Source organism: Pseudomonas sp. COW5 (assembly GCF_026240005.1).
In the GTDB taxonomy this organism is placed as follows: Bacteria; Pseudomonadota; Gammaproteobacteria; order Pseudomonadales; family Pseudomonadaceae; genus Aquipseudomonas; species Aquipseudomonas kribbensis.
On record NZ_JAPHVP010000001.1, the window covers coordinates 4,727,271 to 4,752,489 of the forward strand.

24 protein-coding genes are annotated in these 25,219 nt (G+C 59.7%); 12 read left to right on the plus strand and 12 right to left on the minus strand.

Going from position 1 to position 25,219, the window contains the following annotated elements; translation table 11 throughout:
* The first annotated feature begins 40 nt into the window (after window positions 1–40).
* The 6 genes from OQ248_RS21570 to OQ248_RS21595 are packed head-to-tail and all read left to right on the plus strand — an operon-like array spanning window position 41 to window position 5,990.
* Entirely contained in the window at window positions 41–1,135 is a 1,095-nt protein-coding gene (locus OQ248_RS21570) for an ABC transporter ATP-binding protein (RefSeq protein WP_265813941.1), read from the plus strand.
* Complete coding sequence (locus tag OQ248_RS21575) at window positions 1,135–2,244, plus strand: ABC transporter ATP-binding protein (protein ID WP_265813942.1); 1,110 nt, start codon at window positions 1,135–1,137, stop codon at window positions 2,242–2,244. Before OQ248_RS21570 ends, OQ248_RS21575 begins: the two co-directional genes overlap by 1 nt.
* Window positions 2,241–3,107 (plus strand): sugar ABC transporter permease, encoded by an 867-nt coding sequence (locus OQ248_RS21580; RefSeq protein WP_085712412.1) that lies wholly within the window; start codon window positions 2,241–2,243, stop codon window positions 3,105–3,107. The genes OQ248_RS21575 and OQ248_RS21580 overlap by 4 nt, the downstream gene beginning before the upstream one ends.
* Window positions 3,108–3,116: 9 nt before the next feature.
* A complete protein-coding gene (locus OQ248_RS21585; protein ID WP_248743197.1) occupies window positions 3,117–3,917 on the plus strand; it encodes a carbohydrate ABC transporter permease in 801 nt (266 codons plus the stop codon).
* A 10-nt stretch (window positions 3,918–3,927) separates the two neighbouring features.
* Window positions 3,928–4,200 (plus strand): DUF2160 domain-containing protein, encoded by a 273-nt coding sequence (locus OQ248_RS21590; RefSeq protein ID WP_039767461.1) that lies wholly within the window; start codon window positions 3,928–3,930, stop codon window positions 4,198–4,200.
* A gap of 47 nt (window positions 4,201–4,247) precedes the next feature.
* Window positions 4,248–5,990 carry an ABC transporter substrate-binding protein gene (locus OQ248_RS21595; protein WP_265813943.1) on the plus strand — a complete coding sequence of 581 codons (1,743 nt, stop codon included), beginning with the start codon at window positions 4,248–4,250 and terminating at the stop codon, window positions 5,988–5,990.
* Window positions 5,991–6,033: 43 nt separating this feature from the next.
* Here OQ248_RS21595 and OQ248_RS21600 read toward each other — a convergent pair whose 3' ends face one another.
* The 6 genes from OQ248_RS21600 to OQ248_RS21625 form a co-directional block, all read right to left on the minus strand.
* Window positions 6,034–6,912: an alpha/beta fold hydrolase gene (locus tag OQ248_RS21600; protein WP_265813944.1), complete on the minus strand. Its 879-nt coding sequence runs from the start codon at window positions 6,910–6,912 to the stop codon at window positions 6,034–6,036.
* Window positions 6,909–7,859: a class I SAM-dependent methyltransferase gene (locus OQ248_RS21605; RefSeq protein ID WP_265813945.1), complete on the minus strand. Its 951-nt coding sequence runs from the start codon at window positions 7,857–7,859 to the stop codon at window positions 6,909–6,911. Before OQ248_RS21605 ends, OQ248_RS21600 begins: the two co-directional genes overlap by 4 nt.
* Window positions 7,856–9,079 carry a YcaO-like family protein gene (locus OQ248_RS21610; protein WP_265813946.1) on the minus strand — a complete coding sequence of 408 codons (1,224 nt, stop codon included), beginning with the start codon at window positions 9,077–9,079 and terminating at the stop codon, window positions 7,856–7,858. The genes OQ248_RS21605 and OQ248_RS21610 overlap by 4 nt, the downstream gene beginning before the upstream one ends.
* A 50-nt stretch (window positions 9,080–9,129) precedes the next feature.
* A complete protein-coding gene (locus tag OQ248_RS21615; RefSeq protein WP_256576931.1) occupies window positions 9,130–9,258 on the minus strand; it encodes a hypothetical protein in 129 nt (42 codons plus the stop codon).
* Between the two features lie 383 nt (window positions 9,259–9,641).
* Window positions 9,642–11,048: a heavy metal sensor histidine kinase gene (locus OQ248_RS21620; RefSeq protein WP_265813948.1), complete on the minus strand. Its 1,407-nt coding sequence runs from the start codon at window positions 11,046–11,048 to the stop codon at window positions 9,642–9,644.
* Complete coding sequence (locus OQ248_RS21625; protein ID WP_260520087.1) at window positions 11,045–11,719, minus strand: heavy metal response regulator transcription factor; 675 nt, start codon at window positions 11,717–11,719, stop codon at window positions 11,045–11,047. The genes OQ248_RS21620 and OQ248_RS21625 overlap by 4 nt, the downstream gene beginning before the upstream one ends.
* A 409-nt stretch (window positions 11,720–12,128) precedes the next feature.
* On the opposite strand from OQ248_RS21625, the gene OQ248_RS21630 reads away from it, so the two are divergent.
* The 5 genes from OQ248_RS21630 (at window position 12,129) to OQ248_RS21650 (ending at window position 18,534) form a co-directional block, all read left to right on the plus strand.
* Window positions 12,129–13,376, plus strand: a complete 1,248-nt coding sequence (locus OQ248_RS21630; RefSeq protein ID WP_265813949.1) for a TolC family protein — start codon at window positions 12,129–12,131, stop codon at window positions 13,374–13,376.
* 49 nt (window positions 13,377–13,425) lie between these two features.
* On the plus strand, window positions 13,426–14,619 hold the full coding sequence (locus tag OQ248_RS21635; protein ID WP_265813950.1) for an efflux RND transporter periplasmic adaptor subunit: 1,194 nt from the start codon (window positions 13,426–13,428) through the stop codon (window positions 14,617–14,619).
* 15 nt (window positions 14,620–14,634) lie between these two features.
* Window positions 14,635–17,787, plus strand: a complete 3,153-nt coding sequence (locus OQ248_RS21640; RefSeq protein WP_265813951.1) for a CusA/CzcA family heavy metal efflux RND transporter — start codon at window positions 14,635–14,637, stop codon at window positions 17,785–17,787.
* Between the two features lie 134 nt (window positions 17,788–17,921).
* Window positions 17,922–18,122 (plus strand): co-regulatory protein PtrA N-terminal domain-containing protein, encoded by a 201-nt coding sequence (locus OQ248_RS21645; RefSeq protein WP_248743191.1) that lies wholly within the window; start codon window positions 17,922–17,924, stop codon window positions 18,120–18,122.
* Window positions 18,123–18,201: 79 nt separating this feature from the next.
* Window positions 18,202–18,534: a DUF2790 domain-containing protein gene (locus OQ248_RS21650; RefSeq protein WP_119428977.1), complete on the plus strand. Its 333-nt coding sequence runs from the start codon at window positions 18,202–18,204 to the stop codon at window positions 18,532–18,534.
* 148 nt (window positions 18,535–18,682) lie between these two features.
* Here the strand turns inward: OQ248_RS21650 and OQ248_RS21655 are convergent, their stop codons facing one another.
* Together OQ248_RS21655 and OQ248_RS21660 are read right to left on the minus strand one after the other, a co-directional pair.
* Window positions 18,683–20,008, minus strand: coding sequence for an OprD family porin (locus OQ248_RS21655; protein ID WP_265813952.1), 1,326 nt, complete (start codon window positions 20,006–20,008; stop codon window positions 18,683–18,685).
* A gap of 145 nt (window positions 20,009–20,153) precedes the next feature.
* Window positions 20,154–20,333 carry a hypothetical protein gene (locus OQ248_RS21660; RefSeq protein WP_265813953.1) on the minus strand — a complete coding sequence of 60 codons (180 nt, stop codon included), beginning with the start codon at window positions 20,331–20,333 and terminating at the stop codon, window positions 20,154–20,156.
* A 328-nt stretch (window positions 20,334–20,661) separates the two neighbouring features.
* On the opposite strand from OQ248_RS21660, the gene OQ248_RS21665 reads away from it, so the two are divergent.
* Window positions 20,662–21,126, plus strand: coding sequence for a GNAT family N-acetyltransferase (locus tag OQ248_RS21665; protein WP_265813954.1), 465 nt, complete (start codon window positions 20,662–20,664; stop codon window positions 21,124–21,126).
* Window positions 21,127–21,205: 79 nt separating this feature from the next.
* Here OQ248_RS21665 and OQ248_RS21670 read toward each other — a convergent pair whose 3' ends face one another.
* The 4 genes from OQ248_RS21670 to nuoM form a co-directional block, all read right to left on the minus strand.
* Complete coding sequence (locus tag OQ248_RS21670) at window positions 21,206–21,583, minus strand: type II toxin-antitoxin system VapC family toxin (protein ID WP_265813955.1); 378 nt, start codon at window positions 21,581–21,583, stop codon at window positions 21,206–21,208.
* Window positions 21,580–22,011 (minus strand): type II toxin-antitoxin system Phd/YefM family antitoxin, encoded by a 432-nt coding sequence (locus OQ248_RS21675; protein ID WP_265813956.1) that lies wholly within the window; start codon window positions 22,009–22,011, stop codon window positions 21,580–21,582. The genes OQ248_RS21670 and OQ248_RS21675 overlap by 4 nt, the downstream gene beginning before the upstream one ends.
* Window positions 22,012–22,215: 204 nt before the next feature.
* The gene (gene nuoN / locus OQ248_RS21680; protein WP_085712396.1) at window positions 22,216–23,679 is read right to left on the minus strand and encodes an NADH-quinone oxidoreductase subunit NuoN; all 1,464 of its coding nucleotides are present in this window, start codon (window positions 23,677–23,679) and stop codon (window positions 22,216–22,218) included.
* A gap of 7 nt (window positions 23,680–23,686) precedes the next feature.
* The gene (gene nuoM / locus OQ248_RS21685) at window positions 23,687–25,219 is read right to left on the minus strand and encodes an NADH-quinone oxidoreductase subunit M (RefSeq protein ID WP_007951464.1); all 1,533 of its coding nucleotides are present in this window, start codon (window positions 25,217–25,219) and stop codon (window positions 23,687–23,689) included.

The following is a 25,219-nucleotide window of genomic DNA, read 5'->3' on the forward strand; positions in this document are numbered from 1 at the left end:
TGCACACGTCGCTTGACTCCAATAATAAAAAGGCCGAGCCATGTCACTCACCCTGGAGCACGTCAGCCGTACCGTCGAGGGCCAGACCTGGATCGACGATGCGAGCCTGAAATTCGAACCCGGATCCTTCAACGTCCTGCTCGGGCGCACGCTGTCCGGCAAGACCAGTCTCATGCGCCTGATGGCCGGTCTGGACAAGCCCGACAGCGGCCGCATCCTGATGAACGGCGTCGACGTCACCCAGCGCCCGGTGCGTCTGCGCAACGTGTCGATGGTTTATCAGCAGTTCATCAACTACCCGACCATGACGGTGTTCGAAAACATCGCATCGCCGCTGCGTCAGGCCGGGATCTCCAACGAGCAGATCCAGAGCAAGGTGCAGGACACCGCGAAGATGCTGCGCATCGAGAAGTTTCTGAAGCGCTACCCACTCGAGCTGTCCGGTGGCCAGCAACAGCGCACCGCCATGGCCCGGGCGTTGGTGAAAGATGCGGAGCTGATCCTGTTCGATGAACCGCTGGTCAACCTCGACTACAAACTGCGCGAAGAGCTGCGCCAGGAAATGCGCGAGCTGTTCAAGGCGCGCCACACCATCGCCATCTACGCCACCACCGAACCCAACGAAGCGCTGGCACTGGGTGGCACCACCACCATTCTTCATGAAGGTCGGGTGATCCAGAGCGGTCCGTCGACCGAGGTCTATCACCAGCCGCAAACGGTGCTGGCGGCGGAATTGTTCTCCGAGCCACCGATCAACCTGATGCCGGGACGCATCGCCGGCAACGAAGTGAGTTTCGCCAACTTCGTGCACTTCCCGTTGAACGTCGACCTGCGCCCGGTGGGCGAGGGCGAGTTCCGTTTTGGCGTGCGTCCCAGCCATATCTCGCTGGTGCCGAGCAACGATGACGACCTCGAATTGGCCGTGACCGTCGAGGTGGCGGAGATCAGTGGTTCGGAAACCTTCCTACACGTGCGCAACGAGCATTTCCTGCTGGTGCTGCATCTGCCGGGTGTTCACGAATACGACGTCGATGCGCCGATCCGCATCTATATCCCGACCCATAAACTGTTTGTGTTCGATGCGCAGGGCCGTCTGGTGCAGGCGCCGGGCCGGCGTGTCGCGAGGGTTGCCTGATGGCCGAAATCCGTTTGCAGCACCTTGCCCACAGCTACAGCAAAACCCCGGGCGGACCGGAAGATTACGCGATCCGCGAAATGGACCACATCTGGCAGCAGGGCGGTGCCTATGCCTTGCTCGGGCCGTCGGGTTGCGGCAAGTCGACTTTGCTCAACATCATTTCCGGCCTGCTCAGCCCGTCTCAGGGTCATGTGTTGTTCGACGGCAAAGCGGTCAACGACCTGACCCCGGAGAAGCGAAACATCGCCCAGGTGTTCCAGTTCCCGGTGGTGTACGACACCATGACCGTGTTCGACAACCTGGCCTTCCCGTTGCGCAATCAGGGCCTGGCCGAGGCCAAAGTCCACAGCAAAGTGCAGGAAATCGCCGAAGTCCTCGACCTGCAAAACCTGCTGAGCAAAAAGGCGCGCAACCTCACCGCCGATGAAAAACAGAAAGTCTCCATGGGCCGTGGCCTGGTGCGCGACGACGTTTCGGCAATCCTCTTCGATGAGCCGCTGACGGTGATCGACCCGCATCTGAAGTGGAAACTGCGACGCAAGCTCAAGCAGATCCACGAGCAATTCAACATCACCATGGTCTACGTCACCCACGATCAGTTGGAGGCCTCGACCTTCGCCGACAAGATCGCGGTGATGTACGGCGGCCAGATCGTCCAGTTCGGCACCCCCCGGGAATTGTTCGAGCGCCCGAGCCACACCTTTGTCGGCTACTTCATCGGCAGCCCCGGAATGAACCTGATCGAGGTGCAGCCGCAACCGGGCGGGGTGGGTTTCAACTCGACCCATCTACCGCTTTCCGACGCCTTGCAGCGCCATATCGAACACGGCCAATGGAAAAATCTGAAAGTCGGCATCCGCCCCGAGTTCATTCATGTGTGGGACGAGCCGTTCGATGACGCGATGCAGGCGCGGGTCGTACACGTCGAAGACCTCGGCACCTACAAGATCATGACCCTGGATCTGGACGGCGCACCGCTGAAAGTGCGTCTGGCCGAAGACAAACCGGTGCCCCAGGGCACGGCGTACATCAGTTTTCCGGCGCAGTGGCTGATGGTCTATGCCGATGAATTCCTGCTCGAAGCCAGCGAAGAGGTGCAGCCATGAACAAGGTGCAGAACAACAAGGCCTGGTGGCTGGTGTTGCCGGTGTTCCTGCTGGTGGCCTTCAGTGCGGTGATTCCGATGATGACCGTGGTCAATTACTCGGTGCAGGACATTTTCGATCAGTCCAGCCGCTACTTCGTCGGCGCCGACTGGTACAAGCAGGTGCTGCTCGATCCACGTCTGCACGATTCGTTGCTGCGCCAGTTCATCTATTCGGCGTGCGTGCTGCTGATCGAAATTCCGCTGGGAATCGCCATTGCGCTGACCATGCCGACCAAGGGCCGCTGGTCATCGGTGGTGCTGATCGTGCTGGCCATTCCGCTGCTGATTCCATGGAACGTGGTCGGCACCATCTGGCAGATCTTCGGCCGCGCCGACATTGGCCTGATGGGATCGAGCCTTAATGCAATGGGCATCAGCTACAACTATGCGGCCAACACCATGGACGCCTGGGTCACGGTGCTGGTGATGGACGTGTGGCACTGGACTTCGCTGGTGGCGCTGCTGTGTTTCTCCGGGCTGCGGGCGATTCCCGATGTGTATTACCAGGCGGCGCGGATCGACCGGGCTTCGGCCTGGGCGGTGTTCCGCCACATTCAACTGCCCAAGCTGAAGAGCGTGCTGCTGATCGCGGTGATGCTGCGTTTCATGGACAGCTTCATGATCTACACCGAGCCCTTCGTGCTCACCGGCGGCGGGCCGGGCAATGCCACGACCTTCTTGAGTCAGACCCTGACCCAGATGGCCGTAGGCCAATTCGACCTGGGGCCGGCGGCAGCCTTTTCGCTGGTGTACTTCCTGATCATCCTGCTGGTGTCCTGGCTGTTCTATACCGCCATGACCCACAGCGATGCCAACCGCTGAGGCCCGGTCATGAGCAAAAGAAAGCTTGTTCCGCTGCTGCTCTACATCCTGTTCCTGCTGGTGCCGATCTACTGGCTGCTGAACATGTCGTTCAAGAGCAACACCGAAATCCTTGGCGGCCTGACGCTGTTTCCCCAGGATTTCACGTTGCACAACTACAAGGTGATCTTTACCGATCCAAGCTGGTACACCGGTTATCTCAACTCGCTGTATTACGTGAGCCTGAACACGGTGATTTCCCTGAGCGTGGCATTGCCGGCGGCTTACGCGTTTTCTCGTTACCGCTTTCTCGGTGACAAGCACCTGTTCTTCTGGCTGCTGACCAACCGCATGGCGCCGCCGGCCGTGTTTCTGCTGCCGTTCTTTCAGCTGTATTCGTCGATTGGGCTGTTCGACACCCACATTGCGGTGGCGCTGGCGCACTGTCTGTTCAACGTGCCGCTGGCGGTGTGGATTCTTGAAGGGTTCATGTCCGGCGTGCCCAAGGAAATCGATGAAACCGCCTACATCGACGGCTACAGCTTTCCCAAGTTCTTCGTGAAGATTTTCATCCCGCTGATCGGCTCCGGCATCGGTGTGACAGCGTTTTTCTGCTTCATGTTTTCCTGGGTCGAACTGCTGCTGGCGCGCACGCTGACGTCGGTGAACGCCAAGCCGATCGCGGCGGTGATGACGCGCACGGTGTCGGCGTCCGGTATCGACTGGGGCGTGCTGGCGGCGGCGGGGGTGCTGACCATCCTGCCGGGCATGCTGGTGATCTGGTTTGTTCGCAACCACGTGGCCAAGGGCTTTGCCCTGGGCCGGGTCTGAGGAACTGATGATGGAATGGATGAGCTGGACCGTCCCGACGGCGGCGTTTTTCATCGTGATTGGCTTGATCCTGGTGGGCATGACCACCTGGGAGCTGCGCTCGCCGAGCATCCTGCGGCGAGGGTTTCTGCCGATTGCCACCACCCGTGGCGATCGCTTGTTCATTGGTCTTCTCGGCAGCGCCTACCTGCACCTGCTGGTGATCGGCGTAACCGACTGGAGCATCTGGGTGGCGTCCGCGTTGTCCCTGGTGTGGCTGTTGGCTGTGATGCGTTGGGGCTAGTCGAATCGCTCGGCAATGTTGCTCCAGAACTTAAACAGGAGGTCTCTATGTTCGACAAAAACAATAAGCTGCGACATAGCATTTCATTGGCAGCCATGCTGGCACTCAGCGGTTTGAGCGCATCCGCCTGGGCCGATGCCTACGAGGACGCGGCAAAAAAATGGATCGGCAGCGAGTTCAAGCCGTCGACCCTGACACCCGAGCAGCAACTTGAAGAACTGAAGTGGTTCATCAAGGCCGCCGAGCCGTTTCGCGGGATGGACATCAAGGTCGTCTCGGAAACCCTGACCACCCACGAATATGAATCCAAGGTGCTGGCCAAGGCCTTCAGCGAAATCACCGGGATCAAGCTGACCCACGACCTGCTGCAGGAAGGCGACGTCGTGGAAAAAATGCAGACGGTGATGCAGTCGGACAAGAACATCTACGACGGCTGGGTCAACGACTCGGACCTGATCGGTACGCACTTTCGCTATGGCAAGACCGAGTCGATCACCGACCTGATGGCCAACGAAGGCAAGAACTTCACCTCGCCGACCCTCGACATCAAGGACTTCATCGGCATTTCCTTTACCACTGCGCCGGACGGCAAGATCTATCAATTGCCCGATCAGCAATTCGCCAACCTGTACTGGTTCCGCGCCGACTGGTTCGAACGCGCCGACCTGAAAGCCAGGTTCAAGGAAAAATACGGCTATGACCTCGGCGTGCCGGTGAACTGGTCGGCCTATGAAGACATCGCCAAATTCTTCAGCGAAGACGTCAAGGAAATCGACGGCAAGCGCATCTACGGGCACATGGACTACGGCAAGAAAGACCCGTCGTTGGGCTGGCGTTTCACCGATGCCTGGTTCTCCATGGCCGGTGGCGGCGACAAGGGCCTGCCCAACGGCTTGCCGGTGGACGAGTGGGGCATCCGCGTCGAGGATTGCCACCCGGTGGGATCCAGCGTGACCCGCGGCGGCGACACCAACGGCCCGGCCGCGGTGTTCGCCACGACCAAATATGTGGACTGGCTCAAGGCCTACGCGCCACCGGAAGCAGCGGGCATGACCTTCTCCGAGTCCGGCCCGGTGCCGTCCCAGGGCAACATTGCCCAGCAGATCTTCTGGTACACCGCGTTCACCGCCGACATGACCAAACCGGGCCTGCCCGTGGTCAACGCCGACGGCACGCCGAAATGGCGGATGGCGCCGTCGCCACGCGGACCGTACTGGGAAGAGGGCATGAAACTGGGTTATCAGGACGTGGGTTCCTGGACCTTCATGAAATCCACGCCTGAGAAACAGAAACTCGCGGCCTGGCTGTACGCGCAGTTCGTGACCTCGAAAACCGTGTCGCTGAAGAAAACCATCGTCGGCCTGACGCCGATCCGCGAGTCGGACATCAACTCGCAAGCCATGACCGACCTGGCACCGAAACTCGGTGGTCTGGTCGAGTTCTACCGCAGCCCGGCCCGGGTGCAATGGACGCCGACCGGCACCAACGTGCCGGACTACCCACGTCTGGCACAACTGTGGTGGAGCCACATCGCCGAAGCGGCCAGCGGCGACAAGACCCCGCAACAGGCGCTCGACGGCCTGGCCAAGGATCAGGACGCGATCATGACCCGTCTGGAACGCTCCAAGGCCCAGGCTACCTGTGCCCCGAAAATGAACCCCGAGCGCGATGCGCAATACTGGTTCGACCAACCGGGTGCACCGAAGCCGAAACTGGCCAACGAGAAACCGAAAGGCGAGACCGTGAGCTACAACGAACTGCTCAAGTCGTGGGAGGCGGCGCGCAAGTAAACGTTTTTGCGGGACGGAACGGCACCTTCGGGTGCCGTTTTTTTCAGCCCTCGATTTCACGTTTCACCGCCCGGCGCACGGTTTTGAGGATGGCGCTTTCGAAGGCGTTGTGCCCCGCATGCAGCAGTCGGCAGTGAATGTCCATGCGTTGCCTGAGCCAGCGTACGCTGGCCATGCCGAAGGTATCGCGGATGCCCTGGATCAGCAGGGTGTTGTCGTCGAGGGTCAGCTTCTGGTCCCTTGGCTGGAAGAAATAGCCTTGAAGGTGGTAATGCAATTCCAGACGGATGGCGAGCACCGCTTCCTGATCGACGAAGCTCTCCAGTGTGCCGGGGCAAACCGTCTGGCCCGTGCGGCGCAGAACAGCATTCAGCCATTCGATGGCGGCAACGCGCTGTTGCAACGGGCAGCCTTCACCGAGTATCCGGAAGATGTCCCTGGCGCGATGGCCTGACGCGGTTTGCGGCAGTTGTGCCGGCCCCTCATTGAGTGCCCGGTCGTACGCCCGGACATTGGCTGTAAAAGGTACGAAAACCGAAACCAGCGTGGTTTTCAGCAGGTGCTGCGGATAGCGCTGCTGGTACTGGATTGCCAGCCAACTGCCCCACGAAACGCCGAGCACACTGATCTTTTCGAAGCCGAAATGCTGGCGCAGAGCGTCGATGTCTTCGACACACAGGCCTGTGGTGTTGTCGCGCAATTCGCCGTAAGGCGTCGAGCGCCCGCAACCGCGCTGGTCAAACAGGATGATGTCGAAACGGCGCAGGTCGAAGAATTCCAGGTGATGGCGGCTGATTCGCCCGCCGGGGCCTCCATGCAGGAAAAACACCGGTTCGCCTCCGGTGATCCCATGCCGTTCCCAATAGAGTTGATGACCGTCGTCGGTCGGGTAAAAGCCTCTGCCTTGCAGGGAAAACGTCATGCGGTTGCGACCTTCAGGCGATAGAACTGGAACAGTTCCGTTTGTCCCGGACGTGCCGCGACGCTGGATTCCAGTTGCAGGTTGTGGGCGGAGGCGAGCCAGACGACAGGGATCAGCACCGGGGTGTGACCGAAAACGAGGAGGGTGCCGCCAGGTTTGACGCACCGGATCAGTGATTCGAATGCAGCCCGGGCTTCACGGCGGGTCAAGACCTCGGCGTTGAGGAAACGCAGGATCAGTACATCGCAGTGAATTCCGGCATCAAAGGCGTCGCTCGCATCGAGCAAACGAAACTCGACTGACGTCCTCCCATGAACTTGTCGGGCGTGTTCGATCATCGTGGCTGAGCGGTCACTCCCCAGGCACAGGCAGTCGGGCAGGGCGCGGGCGAGGTGTGCGATGAATTCGCCCGTCGAACAGGCCGGGTCGTAGATCAACGCGCCGGTTTCGGTGATTGCCTGAAGCAGCCCCGCGCACTGTTCGCGCAGGTGTTGTTCATCGTTGTTCAATTGTTCGGCCAGTGATTCGCTGCATTGCCAGAAATCAGCCGGACAGACCGCTTCCCGCCCAGCAGCGTCAACTATCGGAAACGGGAACAGAATCTCGCTGTCAGCCAGACGCAGTGCTCGTTCGAAGGTTTGCGCTTTCTGCTCGGCGGAGGCTGTCCGATAGCCGATCGACAAACCTTCATCCCCCCAGAGTGAGTGGAGAAGCGGACCCAGCAACATGCAGGGTTTGAGCACGCTGCTGGCCCGCCATCGAAAATGCCGGTCACGTTGCAGGCGCTTGCGGCCGACCCAGACCTCGCCATTTACCCGCAGGAAAAAAACATGATGCAGTCCGCTGCCTGGCGGTTCGAGGTAATGGCCGACGCCACCGTTCTCGTTCAGGTGTAGGTCCATGGAGCCGGCCAATGCCAGTTCCCGGGAGCGATCAAGTCGGTTCATGGGGCGGCTCTCTCCAGAGTACGACCCCGGGCCTGCGGGATGACAACGTTGCCGCTGGCGACCACGAAGAACCTCTCCAGTCCGGGAATCACCACGTTGAGCAGGGTTGTGCCGAGCCCGGTTTGCTGCAGGATCGAAGCACCCAGCGTACGGCCGTGGCTTTGCAGGTCTTGAGTCAGCCAGTGGAGTTGATCGTCCACGGACATGTCCTCACTGACGCGGGGCAGCGCCACTTCGTGTTGCGGGCAACGATGCAACAGCGTCTGCGGATCAAATTGCGCGCAGCGCAGCAGGCGCGGGAAGGGCTGCAGATTGCGCAGTGCATTGGTCAGGGTCTGGTGGTATTCGCGTTCGGCGGCACTCAGTTGCAATTGCACCAGTTCACTCAGTGCACGCCTTGCGGCGTGACGCGGGTCGAGTGAACAGCCACTGCCGTAAACCTGTGGATGAAGCCCCGGCTTCGTCGTGAAGGCCAGAAAGCTTCGTGCCTTGAATTCGCTGCTGATATCTGCCAGCACGATTTCTCCACCGATTTCCTGTTCGGCATCGATCCACAGGCGGCCGAGGTCGTCGCCGTCACCGAGGCGGGTAACCCTTCGCAGAGGCGGGTGGTTTTCGTAATAGAAATGGTTGAGCAGAAACAGCGACACGGCATCGCGCTCGATGCATTCGTTGGTGGCGTGCAGCATCGCTTCGCTGTAAGTGGCGCCAATGGCGGTGCCGCTGTTGCTGGCGTAGCGATGCACGGCGCGGCAGTCCGCAGTGCCCAGGGGCGAAGACTGGCGTGAGCCGTTTGGCGAAGTCAGCGCAACCGGATAGGAAAAGCGGTCATGCCACGGCGGACAGACGTAGGTCCTGCAGGGGATGCGCCCGTTTTGCTGACAGGTAAGCCTGTGCAGAAGCGAGTCATCGGCAAAGATCGGCGAGTCTTTGAAATAGTGCTCCGTCTCGTGGTGAACATCGGTCGCAAAGCGTTCATCCGTCCAATAATGTTCGAGGGCTTCATACAGCGCGCCCAGGTGTGCCTGGCCCGCATAACCCTTGCCGCCGCCACGGGCATGACGATTGTCGCTGCCGTGAAGACTCGCCTGAACGGCGACCACCTTGCTGCCGAGTGTGCGGGTTACCGGCGTGAGGCCGAGGCGTGAAAGCTCGGTCTGGATACGTCGCTCTGCCTGATCGGCCGTCAGCTCACGCTCGGCCATCCTTGTCTTGTCCATGAGTACTTTCCTGGAAAGCCCGCGAGGGCTCGCGGCCCTCGCGGGTCTTGTCACTCGGCGTTCAGTTCCGCCTGTTCCTCTTCGGTCAGTTGCAGTGCTTCGATCTGCTCGGCCGAAGGAGTTTCCTGTTCGTCGAGTTCATCGATCTGGTTGGCGTTCCAGCTGCCCATGTAGCCCATGAGGTTTCTCCTTGGTTGTCGTGTGGGTGTGCTGTTGCAAGCACGAGCCAAATCTAAGAGGGCAGTGACGAGGGGGTCAAAAATATCCAGACGTTTCCGTTCGCGGTTTTTACCCGCGCTGAAATACGTACTGATAAATCTTGAATAGACGCGTCAGGATCAACGCAAAGGCTTGTTTTAGAGGCGAGGGAGCTGCGTGCAAGAAGGCGAAGGAAACGATCAGGAACCCGTCGTCTACGAAGTTTTTCCCTGTCCTTGTCAGACGCTTCATCGTGAGACTGACGCAAAATCGCACTAAAGGATTTGCATGCAGGTATGGCGCACTTGTGCGGTGATTTTTCTGACGGAGATTGAGAAAACACCGCACAAATTGTTGGAAGGGTTTAGTGCCTTTCCGCAAAAACGGGGAACACCAGACTGAAAACCGTCATCGCCCCCGGACGGCTCTGCACCTGTGCGGTGCCCGAATGCAGGCTCATGATCGAGCGCACGATGGCCAGCCCCAGCCCGGTGCTGCCCTGCGAGCGGGTGCGGCTGCTGTCGACCCGGTAGAAACGGTCGAACAGATGTGGCAAGTGCTGCGCTTCGATACCCGCGCCGGGATTGCTCACCCGCAGCGCCACCTGTGTCGGTGACTGTTCAATGAACAGCGAAACGGTTTTGCCGGGCGGGCAGTGGCGCAGGGCATTGGACAGCAGGTTCGATATCGCCCGCTGGATCATCAAACGGTCGCCCGACACCCGGGCGCTGCCGACCACCTTCAGATGGATCTGCTTGTCCTGCGCCGACAGGGAAAACAGGTCGGCCACCCTGAACGCCTCATCTTCCAGTGCAATCGGTTCGAACGACGCGTGCGCCATCGGCTGACTGGCCTGGGCCAGAAACAGCATGTCCGAGACAATTCGCGCGACGCGCTCCAGTTCCTCAGTGCACGATACCAACACGTCCTTGTAGTCCTCGACCGAGCGCTCTCGCGAGAGCGTGACCTGCGCCTTGCCCATCAGGTTGTTGATCGGCGTACGCAGTTCGTGGGCCAGATCATCGGAGAACTGCGACAGTTGCTGCACGCCGCTGTCCAGGCGATCGAGCATGACGTTGATGCCCTGCGCCAGTTCACTCAGTTCCTGAGGCATGTTCACCACTGAAAGCCGGTGGTCGAGGTCCTGGGTGGTCACTCTCGCCGCCACCTTGCGAAACTCACGCAGCGGCGCCAGTCCGCGCTGCACCGCGCCCCAGGCGGTCAGGCCGATGAACACCAGCAGCAACGGCAAGGCCATCAGCGTCGAGCGCAAATAGGCGCTGAGCAGGGCCTGATCGTGGGCATTGTCCATCGACAACAGCACCGGCACGTTGCTGCCGTCCTTCAGGCGAATCAGCTTCGAGGCAGTAAGAAATTTCGCGCCTTCGGCATCGGCACTGTCGGTGTAAGTCAGTTGATCGGTCGTCGCCCGCACCGCTTTCAATTCAATCCGTGGGTCCGTCAATCCTGACCCGGACTTGAGCAGTGGCGAGCGCAAATTGCCCCGGTCATAAATCGTCAGCGTGAGGTTGTCATGCCCCATGACCTGATCGAGCAGAATGTGCGGTTTGCCGCTGACTTCATTGGCATCGACGTACAGCGACAGGCTGTGCTCGACCTGCGCCATCTTCTTTTCCAGGCTGTCACGGGACAACGCGTTCAGTTCATGGGTCAGGGCGAAATACGCGAGGATCGCCAGAAACACCACCAGCAGTGCACCGAGAATGCTGACGGTCAGGCCCAGTCGCAGCGACAGGCTGGCCGGCTTCATTCCCGTGCCTCCAGCACATAGCCGACGCCGCGCAGGGTGTGGATCAGCTTGCTGTCGAACGGGTCATCGATCTTCGCTCGCAAACGACGGATCGAGACCTCGACCACGTTGGTGTCGCAGTCGAAATTCATGTCCCACACCAGCGAGATGATCTGGGTGCGGGTCAGCACTTCGCCGGACTGGCGCATCAGCAGATGCAGCAGAGCGAATTCCTTGGTGGTCAGGTCGATGCGCTGCGTGCCGCGAAATGCCCGGTGACGGCCCGGATCGAGTTCCAGATCTGCGACCCTGAGTACCTGCGGCACCGGGATGTTTTCGCTGCGACGCATCAGGGTACGTACTCGCGCCAGCAGTTCCGGAAACTCGAACGGTTTGACCAGATAGTCGTCGGCGCCCAGATCCAGCCCCCGGATCTTGTCCGCCAGGCGACCGCGTGCGGTGAGCATCATCACCCGGGTGGAGTGAGTACGACGCAGCTGTTCAAGCACGCTCCAGCCGTCAAGTTCCGGCAGATTCACATCCAGAATGATCAGGTCATAAACCTGTTGTTGCGCCAGATGCAATCCATCGGCGCCATTAACGGCGTGGTCAACGATATAACCACTTTCGGTCAGTCCCTGATGCAAGTATTCGGCAGCTTTAAGCTCGTCCTCGACGACAAGGATTCGCATGATCTTTCACCACTTTTATTCAATGGATATTTAATTAAGGTGGCCAGGAAAGTTGTTGTTTTTGTAAGGTCTTCCGGACGGTTTCTGTTACTGGATGGCGTGCAAGGTAAAGGCTGTAGTGGCTACAGAGTCAACGTGTAAGCCCTTTAAACCGGCTGTCCGCGACAGCCTGTCGCAGCAACAGAACGTTTTTTTCATGACTTCGAATTCGGCAAGTACTGTTCGGCAGATAACTAACCAGTATTTGTTTCCATGTGTTGCTACAGCGCCATTCGAATCCGGAATCCTAGAGCAAAACAACTTCGATGAACGGTTGATAACGGATTTGTAATTTTCCAGTCACCTTGTCGATAAGTTCAAAACCCTACCGTGGCGCAATCAAAGATTCTTGATTAAAGGAAGTCTTCCATTGCCCGGTTTAATAGAACGGACGGCGCGCTCACGCCTGAAAAAAACCGCCAGCGGCCTCTTGTTGCTGGCCTGTACAGGTCTTGCCAGTGCATCGACCCTGACCCTGGATCAGGCCCTGCAAACCGCCTTCGCCGGTAACCCGGACCTGGCCGCTGCGCAGTGGGAAATCGGCATTGCCGAAGGTGACCGCAAACAGGCGGGCCTGATCCCCAACCCCGAGGTTTCGTGGGAGGCCGAAGACACCCGGCGCCAGTCGCGCACCACCACGGTGATGCTCAGCCAGCCGATCGAGCTGGGCGGCAAGCGTGGCGCGCGGATCGATGTGGCGAGCCGTGCTCAGGATGCCGCAGGCATCGAGCTGGAGCGCAAGCGCAACGCCTTGCGCGCCGATGTCATTCAAGCGTTCAACGGCGCACAAACTGCGCAGCAACGTTTGCAACTGAGCCGTCAGTCGCTGCAATTGGCCGAACACGGCTTGCGTGTGGCCCAAGGGCGGATCGAGGCGGGCAAGTCATCGCCGGTGGAAGGCACGCGGGCGCAAGTACAGCTCTCGGAAGTACGCCTGGAGCTGAGCCGCGCCGAGCGTGATCAGGCCAATGCGTACCAGCAACTGGCGCAGGTCATGGGCGCACCGTTGCCGACTTCTACCACGGTGCAAAGCGCTGCTCAAAGCCTGCCAAGCGTCCCACCGCCGACCCGTTTGCTTGAGCGCCTCAACGAAACGGCGGAGCTGCGCCTGGCCAGGTTGCAGATCGATCAGCGCGAAGCATCGCTGGGACTGGAGAAGTCCCAGCGGATTCCCGATCTCACCGTCAGCATCGGCAGCCAGTACAGCGAAACCGAGCGCGAGCGGGTCAACGTGGTCGGGCTGTCGATGCCGATTCCTCTGTTCAACCGCAATCAGGGCAATGTGCTGGCGGCGGCGCGGCGTGCCGATCAGGCACGGGACCTGCGCAACGCTACCGAGCTGCGCCTGCGCACGGAAATCCAGACCACCCTTGAGCAATGGCAGACCGCCAACGGCGAAATCCAGGCGTTCGACCGGACCATCCTGCCCGCCGCGCAAAGTGCGGTCGACAGCGCCACTCGCGGATTCGAAATGGGCAAGTTCGGCTTCCTCGACGTACTCGACGCTCAGCGCACATTGATCGCCGCTCGCACCCAATACATCCAGGCGGTGAGCGAGGCCACCGACGCCCGGGTCCGCATCGAACGCATTTTCGGCGATCTCAGCGTCAACCGTTGAATTTCAATTTTCTGATCACTGCGCGATGGCACGGCGCAGAGGAGTTTCCATGGATAAAAAACTGATCGTGGTCGCTGCGGCGACCTTGGCGCTGGGCATTGGCATCGGGTCGATGTGGGCGGGCAACTCGGGCATTGACGCGTATGCCGATGAGGCCGCCGAACATGCGGATCACGCCGAAGAAGGCGCTGCCGCAGAAGGCGAACATGGCGAAGAAGGGCACATCGAATTGACGGCCGAGCAGATCACGGCGGCGGGGATTCAACTGGCCGAAGCGCGAGCGCAACGCATCAGTCTCGGCTTGCCGTTCCCCGGCGAAGTGCGCTTCGACGAGGACCGCACCGCCCATGTGGTGCCACGTGTACCGGGGGTGGTCGAGTCGGTGTCGGTCAATCTCGGGCAGTCGGTGAAGAAAGGCCAGTTGCTGGCCGTAATCGCCAGTCAGCAGATTTCCGATCAGCGCAGCGAGCAGGCAGCCGCGCAGCGCCGGTTGGCCTTGGCGCGCACGACGTTCGAACGCGAGAAGAAACTGTGGCAGGACAAGATCTCCGCCGAACAGGATTTCCTCCAGGCGCGTCAGGCCCTGGAAGAAGCCGAGATCGCCGTGAGCAACGCCCGGCAAAAGATCAGCGTGCTCGATGGCAGCGTGGTCGCTACCGGCGGCAATCGCTATGAACTGCGGGCGCCGTTCGACGGCGTGGTGGTGGAAAAACACCTGACGCCGGGGGAGGTGGTCGATGAAACCACGGCGGCCTTCACGCTTTCGGACTTGTCGCGGGTGTGGGTCACCTTCGGTGTTTCTCCAAAAGATCTCAACAAGGTGCAAGTGGGCAAACCCGTCACCGTCAGCGCGGCGGAACTGAATGCTGAAGTCAGCGGCACCGTGGCTTACGTCGGCAGCCTGCTCGGCGAACAGACCCGTACCGCGACCGTGCGCGTCACCCTGGAAAACCCGCAAGGCTCATGGCGCCCTGGGCTGTTTGTCACCGCACTGGTCGCCACCGACAGCCGTCAGGCCAAGGTCGCCGTACCGGAAACCGCGATCCAGACCGTCGAGGACAAACCCACGGTATTCGTGCGCACCGACGACGGCTTCAAGGCGCAAGCGGTAGAGCTGGGCAGTCGCGCGGCGGGGCAGGTGGAAGTCACCGCCGGACTGGAGCCGGGCGTGCAAGTCGCCAGCGCCGGCAGCTTCGTCCTCAAATCGGAGCTGGGCAAAGCCTCGGCCGAGCACAGTCATTAATCGCGGAAGACTCCCATGTTCGAACGCCTGATCCAGTTTGCCATCGAGCAGCGCATCATCGTGCTGCTCGCCGTTCTGCTCATGGCCGGCCTCGGCATCGCCAGTTACCAAAAGCTGCCGATCGACGCCGTGCCCGATATCACCAACGTCCAGGTGCAGATCAACACCGGCGCGGCCGGTTTTTCGCCGCTGGAAACCGAACAGCGCATCACTTTTCCGATTGAAACCGCGATGGCCGGACTGCCCGCATTGGAGCAGACCCGCTCGCTGTCGCGTTCGGGGTTGTCCCAGGTCACGGTGATCTTCAAGGACGGCACCGACCTGTTCTTTGCCCGGCAGTTGGTCAACGAGCGGTTGCAGTCCGCCAAGGAGCAATTGCCCGAGGGCGTGGAAGCAGTGATGGGGCCGATTTCCACCGGGCTCGGCGAGATCTTTTTGTGGACGGTCGAAACGAAGGAGGACGCGCTGAAGGATGACGGCACGCCCTACACGCCAACGGACTTGCGAGTGATCCAGGACTGGATCATCAAGCCGCAACTGCGCAACGTTCCCGGTGTGGCCGAGATCAACACCATCGGCGGCTTTGCCAAGGAGTACCAGATTGCCCCCGATCCGAAAAAACTCGCGGCCTACAAACTGACACTCACCGATCTGGTGACGGCGCTGGAACGCAACAATGCCAACGTCGGCGCCGGCTACATCGAACGCAGCGGCGAGCAATTGCTGATTCGCGCGCCGGGGCAAGTGGCGAGCACCGAGGACATTGCCAACATCGTCATGGCCAACGTCGACGGCACGCCGATCCGCATCAAGAACGTTGCCACCGTGGATATCGGCCGTGAACTGCGCTCCGGCGCCGCCACGGAAAATGGCCGTGAAGTGGTGCTCGGCACGGTGTTCATGCTGATCGGCGAGAACAGCCGCACGGTCTCCCAGGCCGTCGCCGCCAAGCTGGAACAGATCAACAAGTCCTTGCCCGCTGGCGTGATCGCGGTGCCGGTGTACGACCGCACGCATCTGGTCGACAAGGCCATCGCCACGGTGAAGAAGAACCTCGTCGAAGGCGCGATTCTGGTGATCGCAATCCTCTTCCTCTTCCTCGGTAACATCCGCGCCGCGCTGATCACCGCGATGGTGATTCCGCTGTCGATGCTGTTTACCTTCACCGGCATGTTCAGCAACAAGGTCAGCGCCAACCTGATGAGCCTTGGTGCCCTGGACTTCGGCATCATCGTCGACGGCGCGGTGGTGATCGTCGAAAACACCCTGCGACGACTGGCTCATGCGCAGCAGCATCACGGACGGTTGCTGACGCGGTCCGAGCGTTTCCATGAAGTGTTTGCCGCGGCGAAAGAGGCGCGGCGACCGCTGATTTTCGGCCAGTTGATCATCATGGTGGTGTACCTGCCGATCTTCGCCCTGAGCGGCGTCGAAGGGAAAATGTTCCATCCGATGGCGTTCACCGTGGTCATCGCGTTGCTTGGCGCCATGCTCTTGTCTGTCACCTTTGTGCCTGCCGCGATTGCGCTGTTCGTCACCGGCAAGGTCAAGGAAGAAGAGGGCGTTGTGATGCGCGGTGCACGTCGTGTGTATGCACCCGCGCTGGCCTGGGTGATGTCGCATCGTGCCGTTGCCGTGGGCGCAGCGCTGGGTGTGATCGTGCTCAGTGGCGTGGTCACCAGCCGCATGGGCAGCGAGTTTGTGCCGAGTCTCAGCGAAGGCGATTTTGCCTTGCAGGCGTTGCGCGTGCCGGGCACCAGCCTGACGCAATCGGTGGACATGCAGCAGCGACTGGAAACGTTGATCCTCAATAAAGTGCCGGAAGTCGAGCGCGTGTTCGCCCGCACCGGCACGGCGGAAATCGCCTCCGACCCGATGCCGCCGAACATCTCCGACAGCTACGTGATGCTCAAGCCCAAAGACCAATGGCCGGATCCGGGCAAGTCCCGGGAGACCTTGATGGCTGAACTGCAGCAGGCCGCCGCAACTTTGCCGGGCAGCAACTATGAACTGTCGCAGCCGATTCAGTTGCGTTTCAACGAGCTGATCTCCGGCGTACGCAGCGATGTGGCGGTCAAGGTGTTCGGCGATGACATGGACGTACTCAACGCCACGGCGACGAAGATTGCTGTCGCGATGCAGAAGGTCAACGGCGCATCCGAGGTCAAGGTCGAGCAAACCACCGGGCTGCCGGTGCTGACCATCAACATCGACCGCGACAAGGCTGCGCGTTACGGGCTCAACGTTGGCGATGTGCAGGACACCATTGCGGTGGCCGTCGGCGGGCAGAAGGCCGGGACGATGTACGAAGGTGACCGACGATTCGACATGGTGGTGCGCCTGTCCGATGCCATGCGCAAGGACATCGAAGGGCTGTCGGCGCTGCTGATTCCAGTGCCGGCGGCGGGTGGTGATGCAGCCAGTCAGATCGGTTTCATTGCGCTCAAGGATGTCGCCAGCCTCGATCTGGTGCTGGGGCCGAATCAGGTCAGTCGCGAAAACGGCAAGCGCCTGGTAATCGTCAGCGCCAACGTGCGTGGGCGTGACATCGGATCGTTCGTCGCCGAGGCGGGCGAAGTGATCGAGCGCGATGTGCAGGTGCCGGCGGGTTACTGGACGACCTGGGGCGGGCAGTTCGAGCAACTGCAATCGGCGGCCAAGCGCTTGCAGATCGTGGTGCCGGTGGCGTTGCTGTTGGTGTTCGGACTGTTGTTCATGATGTTCAACAACCTCAAGGACGGTTTGCTGGTGTTTACCGGGATTCCGTTTGCGTTGACCGGCGGGGTCATGGCGTTGTGGCTGCGGGACATTCCGCTGTCGATTTCGGCGGGTGTCGGGTTTATCGCATTGTCCGGCGTGGCGGTGCTTAACGGGCTGGTGATGATTGCGTTCATTCGCAACTTGCGGGAGGAGGGGCGCTCGCTGTCCGAGGCGATCAACGTCGGTGCGCTGACGCGCCTGCGACCGGTGTTGATGACTGCACTGGTGGCGTCCCTGGGCTTCATTCCGATGGCGCTTGCAACCGGCACTGGCGCCGAGGTGCAGCGACCGCTGGCGACGGTGGTGATCGGCGGAATCCTGTCTTCGACCATTCTCACGCTGCTGATCCTGCCGGCGCTGTATCAGATTGCTCATCGCCGGGACGAGGAATCGCCTGCGGCTGCCTAGTCATTTTTTGCTTTAACAACCGGCCCGCAACTGCGGGCCTTTCTACATAACGGATATGTAATTTCGGCGCCACCGTCACGAAAGGTTCGGATTGTTACCTTGATCCCGTCAGTTACTTAAATGAGGAATCAAACATGAAACCTGTACAGATCGGTGCGTTTTTGTTGGCGTTGGCGGTGTCTTCCCTGGCGATGGCCGAAGGTGGCGGCGACCGCACCTTCGACCGAATGATGACCAACAACGACCGCTCCATGGAGCTGTTCGTTGCCAAGGAAAAGGCCCGGGATCCCGTTGTCGTGAACGACAAGAAGGCCGAACAGACCCAAGACCTGTAAGCGTGCCACCAGTGAATGAGCCCGTCATCGCGCATCGATGGTGGGCTTTTTTATGAGTCGTGTTTTGAAGGAGCTGGATATGAAACTTCTAAAGTTGTTGGCGTTCACCGGTGTCATGGCGATGTCTTTGAATGCGTTGGCCGAAGGGGGCGGAGATCGGACTTTCGACCGGGCGCTCAGCGCCAATGCCCAGGCCATGGAGCAGTACGCGGCGGCCCAGGGCAAAGCGGCGCCGGTGGTCAAGGAATATACGTACGGAATGAAGCTGGATGTGAAGAAAGTGGTGAGCGTTGTCCGGCCGAAAAATGAATGCGCGGTGGTGCCGGCTGCGATGACTTATGAAGACTCCAAAGGACAACTCAACACCGTCACCTACAGCGTCATGGGGACCTGCCGTCAACAGGGTGGATAGCGCCTGTAACGGCACAATCGCCCGGTTCATGTTGAGTGAGTCGGGCTTTTTTTCAGGCATAAAAAAGGCGTCCCGAAGGACGCCAAAGGATTCACCTCTTACCAAAGGAGCAAGGAGCTTCTAAAGGTGAATGTGTTGCTCGTGAAACTCAGAGAATCGCCAGCGGGTATTCGACGATCACGCGAACTTCATCCAGATCCGACTCGAACGCCGTGGCACGGGTGGTGGCCTGGCGCAGACGCAGTGACAGGTCTTTCATCGAACCGCTCTGCACCACGTATTTGACTTCGATGTCACGCTCCCAGCGCTTCTGGTCGGTCAGCGGATTGCCTTCGGCATCGCGGCGCATGTACACAGCGTTGGCGTTGGAATAATCGGCATCTGTGCCACGGGCATAACGGGTCATGAACGACAGGCCCGGTACGCCGTAAGTGCTCATGTCGAGGTCGTAGCGCGCCATCCAGGAACGCTCTTTGGGTGAGTTGAAGTCGCTGTACTGGATCGAGTTGTCGAGGAAGATCGAGTCGGACTGGCGCAGGTAATCGAAATCATCGTTGCCGTTGTTGCGCTGGTGGGAGAGGGCCACCGAGTGCGCGCCGAGTTTCACGCCGACCCGGCCGCTCCAGATGTTGTTGTCGAACTGGCCGAGCAACTGTTTGCCTTCATCGACCGCCTTGTAATAGTTCAGGCCACCGAACAGCGACAGGTCACCCGACAGCGGATACGTCCAGGCGGTGCCGGCGTAATACTGGTTCCAGGCATCTTTCAGGCGACTGGTGTACAGGCTGAAACTGAGGTTTTTGTTCAGCGCATAATCGCCGCCGCCATAAGCGATCCAGGGCGAGTTGACCGGGCCGGCATAGAAGGTCGCGAAATTCTCGCGCATGTCGCTGGACACCGGCTGGCTCATCGCATGCAACCGGCCACCCTGGATCGACAGGCCATCGATGCTGGTGTTGGTCGCCGTCACACCGCGAAAGCTTTCCGGCAGCAATCGCGAATCACCCGCCGCAACGACCGGGTTGGCCGGGAACACATCGCCGATTTTCACCACCGTATCGAAGGCCCGCACTTTGGCGGCACCGCCGACCTTGGTGTATTCGTCCCGTGCCTTGCCTTCGCTGTCGACCGGCAACACATCGAACGAACTGCGGCCACCGTTGCGTCCGTCACCGGTGTCGAGTTTCAGGCCGATCATCGCGAAAGCATCCACCCCGACCCCGACGGTACCCTGGGTGAAACCGGATTCGAACTTGCTGATGACTGCATGGGCCCAGGCCTCGGAATAACCATTGCCGGTGGGACTGGATTGGCCGTTGCGGTGATCACGATTGAAATAGAAGTTACGGTTGAGCACCGTCAGGCTGCTGCCTTCGATAAATCCTTCGGGTTTGTCTTCTGCAAACACCGCGGACGGCCCGGCGCCGACAACCACTGCTAAAGCGGCCATCGATATTTTTGTGTTGTTAACCATCAATCACTCCTGAGTTCGGCAGAACGGGAACGTGCTTCGGCGTGGGTTTTATTGTTCGACGGGCAAGGGCCCACCGGGAGAGTCGCCGGGTGACATCGTTGCAGGCTGCGGATAACGGGGAGGTGATGGGGGAATTACAATTTCGTTAGGTGGGTTCGGTTTGAGCTTCACTACTCAGCTCAGGGCGTATTTCTGTTTCCCCACTTGTGATCGGTATCCGCTTTGGCAAATTCAGCGTGTGGATTTTCAGAGTGATTTTGCCTTCACGTGCGGCGGCCAAATCTCTGAGGCCATCCATCAGTTCCGAAAAGATTTCGCGTTTCATTGGTCTTCCTCGTTTTGATTGGTCTCTTGAGCAGGCGAACAACATAGAGGTATTGCCCCCTGAGCTGGCTGTAGGACGAAACGGACATGCTGGCGGGAGCTTTCGATAAATAAGAGAAGAAGCTTCGTTATTGACGTGACCGAACAATCCGCAGCACTATCCAGCCATGACTGCCCAGCACCGAATGACCATGATGTGCTCCGCTATGACCGCTTCCGGCGGGCCATAGGGTCATGCATGTCTGGTCAATGACGTGTTACCCAAAGCCCCGCCAGAAATGGACGGGGCTTTTTCATTGCCTGTCCGCACATGGCTCATGGAGAGAGATATGTTCGAAATCAAAAGAGCCACCCCGGAGGATGCCTGGATAGCGTTCGAGATCCGGCGACTGGCGATCCGTCACCAATGCATCGGTGCCTACAGCGAGCAGCAGATGCTCGACTGGACAAAAGGCTCGGCGCAGGACGGTTACGACACGCTCATGCAAAAGCATTTCTATCTGGGTTACGTTGAGGGTGAGCCTGTGGCAACCGGCATGCTCGATCTGGAGCATCGCGAAATTGGCGCAATTTTCATCCACCCGGATTTCATGCGGCGCGGTCTAGGCAAACGAGTGCTGAGCTTTCTTGAAGCGCTGGCACGGAGTTTGGGACTGGCAGAGGTTTGTCTGGATGCGACATTGAATGCCACTGATTTTTATCGACGCTGCGGTTACGTCGGGGAGGGGAGTGCGGTTTATCAATCGCCTTCAGGTCTACAACTGGCCTGCGTGCCGATGGTAAAGAAACTGTGATGGCATAAACGCAAAAACGGCACCCGAAGGTGCCGTTTTTTATTGCGCTAGCAAAGCTTCAACGCGACTGTCGCGAGGGCTAGATCAAAATGGCCAATGACGTGTATTTGGCAACAATGGGATCTGCAGTGAGAAGCTTCATGGGTTCCGTCATAGCGGTTGCCACAATAAGGCGGTCGAACGGATCCCGGTGGTGAGATTCCAGATCCTTCACTGCAATCGCGTGTTCGGATGAAATGGGCAACTCAATGAACCCGCTTTCGACGCAGTATCGCCGAATTTCGTCCAGATCAACGCTCAGTTTTCCCAGGCCGACCTTGATCGCCATTTCCCAGAACGTCGCGGCGCTGACATAGATTTCGGCTGCATTATTGATGAGTTGTCTGGCTTTACCGGATAACTTCTGATCATCGGCGAGTACCCAGAGCAAAACATGGGTATCGAGTAACACCCTCATATTTTCTGGCCTTCAAAGGCATCCAGCAGATCATCCGGCAGGGCAGCATCGAAGTCATCGGTAACGACAAGTTTGCCCTTCATCGCACCAATTCGCTGTCCTCGTGGTCGCTCCACTGGAACCAGACGAGCAAGTGGTCGGCCATGCTTGGCGATGGTGATGACTTGTCCGGCAGCTGCGTCATCGACCAGTTTGGATAAATTGTTTTTGGCTTCGGCCAACGGAACAATGATCATGGTTCGCCCCTCGTATTCTGGACAAATATAGCCAGAACTATGTGGGGCTGCAAAGTTGAACGAAGCTTCAGTGCAGATGAGTGACGCAAGAGGAGGTTTTTCGTTGAAGCGCTCAGGCGGGACTTCGTTCTGGCATCCACTCGCAAAAGCGCCGTGACCATCGACCAACTCGTAAAAGGTCTCGCGTTTCATTATCTGTTTTGCCTCGATTGATATTTTCCGCAGGCACTCAGGATAGAGGCACACCCTCAATCTTGGCTGTAGGACGGACCTGACAGTCTTGCGCGAGTTTTCGGGAAATTCAGCAAGAGAACAAAGCAGCGGTAACAAATCCCACAAAAACAAAAACGGCACCCGAAGGTGCCGTTTCTGTTTGTAGCCATTCCAGCAGAGCAATCAGCCCGCCAGGCCCGCCTGCTGAACCAGGGTCAGCAATGGTTGCGGGTACACACCGAGGAAGAACGCGACCACGGCGATAGCCAGCAGCATCACGCCGCCGGCCTTCTGTTCCCAGTGCAGCTGGGCGTCGTGGCGGCGCAGGTTCGGTTCGATCAGGTACAGGGTGACCATCACGCGCAGGTAGTAGAACACGCCGATGGCGCTGCCCAGTACCAGCGAACCGACCAGCCACCATTGGTGCGACTCGACACCGGTGGCGATGATGTAGAACTTGCCGATGAAGCCAGCGGTCAGCGGGATACCGGCCAGGGACAGCATCATCACGGTCAGTACGGCGGTCAGGTACGGACGGCGCCAGAACAGGCCGCGATACTCGTACAGCGCATCTGCGTCACGGCCGTTGTACGGCGAGGACATCAGGGTGATCACGCCGAAGGCGCCGAGGCTGGTGATCACGTAGGTGACCAGGTACACGCCGATGGCCTCCACCGCCAGACCCTTGCTCGCCACCAGTGCGATCAGCAGATAGCCGAAGTGCGCGATGGACGAGTAACCGAGCAGACGCTTGAGGTTGCTCTGGGTCAGGGCCAGCAGGTTACCGAACAGGATCGAGGCGATGGCGATGATGGTCAGCACGTTGCTCAGAACACCACTGCTTGCGGCAGGGGAGATCTGGAACAGACGAACCATTACCGCGAACACGGCCACTTTCGAGGCGGTGGCGAGGAACGCGGCCACCGGTGCCGGAGCCCCTTCGTACACGTCCGGCGTCCACAGGTGGAACGGTACCAGCGACAGCTTGAACGCCAGACCGATCAGCATCATGCCCAGGCCCAGTTGCGCCAGCGAGCTCGGCAGGTTGGTGGTGGCCAGTGCCTGACCGATACCGACGAAGCTCAGGGAACCCGAGTCTGCGTACAGCAGCGCCATACCGAACAGCAGGAACGCGGAACCGGCGGCCGACAGCACCATGTACTTGATGCCGGCTTCCAGCGAACGCTTGTTGAAAAAGGCGTAGGCCACCAGACCGTAGACCGGTACCGACAGCAGTTCCAGACCGATGAACAAACCGGCCAGGTGCTGCGCGCTGACCAGAACCAGGCCACCGGCGGCGGCCATCAGGATCAGCAGGTACAGTTCTTCACGGTTGCCCGGGTAACCCGAACCGCCATCGCCGAGGTAGGCGTGGGCGAGGGTGACGCAGGCGAGGGTGGCGACCAGGATCAGCGCCATGTACAGGCAGGCAAAGGTGTCGATCTGCAGCAATGGAGTCACGGCCAGAGGCGCGACTTTCAGGGCCGGCAGGATCGACAGCAAGGCCAGGTTCAGACCCGCCACCGAAATCAGGAAGGTCTGCGAGTGGTTGCGGCGCCAGGCGATTGCCAGCATCACCACGATAATGGTGAGGCTGGTGATCAACAGTGGCGCTAGCGCAATAAAGTGTTGAATCGTGAATTCCATAGCGCTCTTACCGGGCCGAAGCGAGTTGAGTGAAGGCGGTGCCGAGCCACTGCTGCACGCCATGCATCGTGGCGGCAGAGGTGTCGAGGAACGGTTGCGGGTAGACGCCGAGGTAAATCAGCAGCACCGCAAGGCCCAGCACCATGATCAGTTCGCGACCGTCCATGCCGTGCAGGATCGAATCCGATTTCGACGGACCGAAGTAGGCACGGTGGATCATGATCAGCGAGTAGACCGAACCGAACACCAGACCGGAGGTGGCAATCGCGGTGATCCATGGCGCACTGGCGAAAGTGCCGATCAGGATCAGGAACTCGCCGACGAAGTTACCGGTGCCCGGCAGACCCAGAGAGGCGGCTGCGAAGAACAGGCTGATCGCCGGCAGGTAAGCGATACGCGACCACAGACCGCCCATCTCACGCATGTCACGAGTGTGCAGACGCTCGTACAGCTGACCGCTCAGGATAAACAGTGCCGCGGCCGACAGACCGTGGGCCAGCATCTGGATCACGGCACCTTGCAGCGCCAGTTGGCTGCCGGAGTAGATGCCGATCAGTACGAAGCCCATGTGGGAAACGGACGAGAAGGCGATCAGACGCTTGATGTCGGTTTGCGCGAACGCCAGGAACGCACCGTAGAAGATCCCGATCAGACCGAGGGTCATGGCGATCGGCGCGAACTCGGCCGAGGCGTTCGGGAACAGCGGCAGGGCAAAACGCAGCAGACCGTAGGCCGCGGTTTTCAGCAAGATACCGGCGAGGTCGACGGAACCTGCAGTCGGTGCCTGGGCGTGAGCGTCAGGCAGCCAGGAGTGGAACGGAACCACTGGCAGCTTGACCGCGAAGGCGATGAAGAAGCCGAGCATCAGGATGTACTCGGTGGTCATCGACATCTTGGTCTTCAACAGGTCGGCGTAGTTGAAGGTGATCACGCCGGTGCTGTTGTAGTTGACCAGTACCAGACCCAGGATCGCCACCAGCATGATCAGGCCGGAAGCCTGAGTGAAGATGAAGAACTTGGTCGCTGCGTAGATACGGGTTTTCTTGCCGTCCGAAGAACTGTGACCCCAGAGCGCGATGAGGAAGTACATCGGCACCAGCATCATTTCCCAGAAGAAGAAGAACATGAACAGGTCGAGGGCGAGGAACACGCCGACAACACCGCCCAGGATCCACATCAGGTTCAGGTGGAAGAAGCCAACGTGACGTTGAATTTCTTTCCACGAGCAGAGTACCGACAGGATACCCAGCAGACCGGTCAGCAGGATCATCAGCAGCGACAGGCCGTCGAGGGCCAGGTGCACGTTGATGCCGAAGCGCTGGATCCAGACGTGCTTGAACTCAAGCGCCCAGGTCGGATCGGCACCAGGCGCCGGAGCAAATGAATAGTCACCGTGGGCCCACAGCCAGAGGCCGAGGGCGAGTTCCAGGGTCATGGTCAACAGCGCAATCCAGCGGGGGAGGGTAGCGCCGAAGCGCTCACCCATCCAGCACAGCAGGCCGCCGATGAAGGGGATCAGGATTAGCCAAGGCAGAATCAT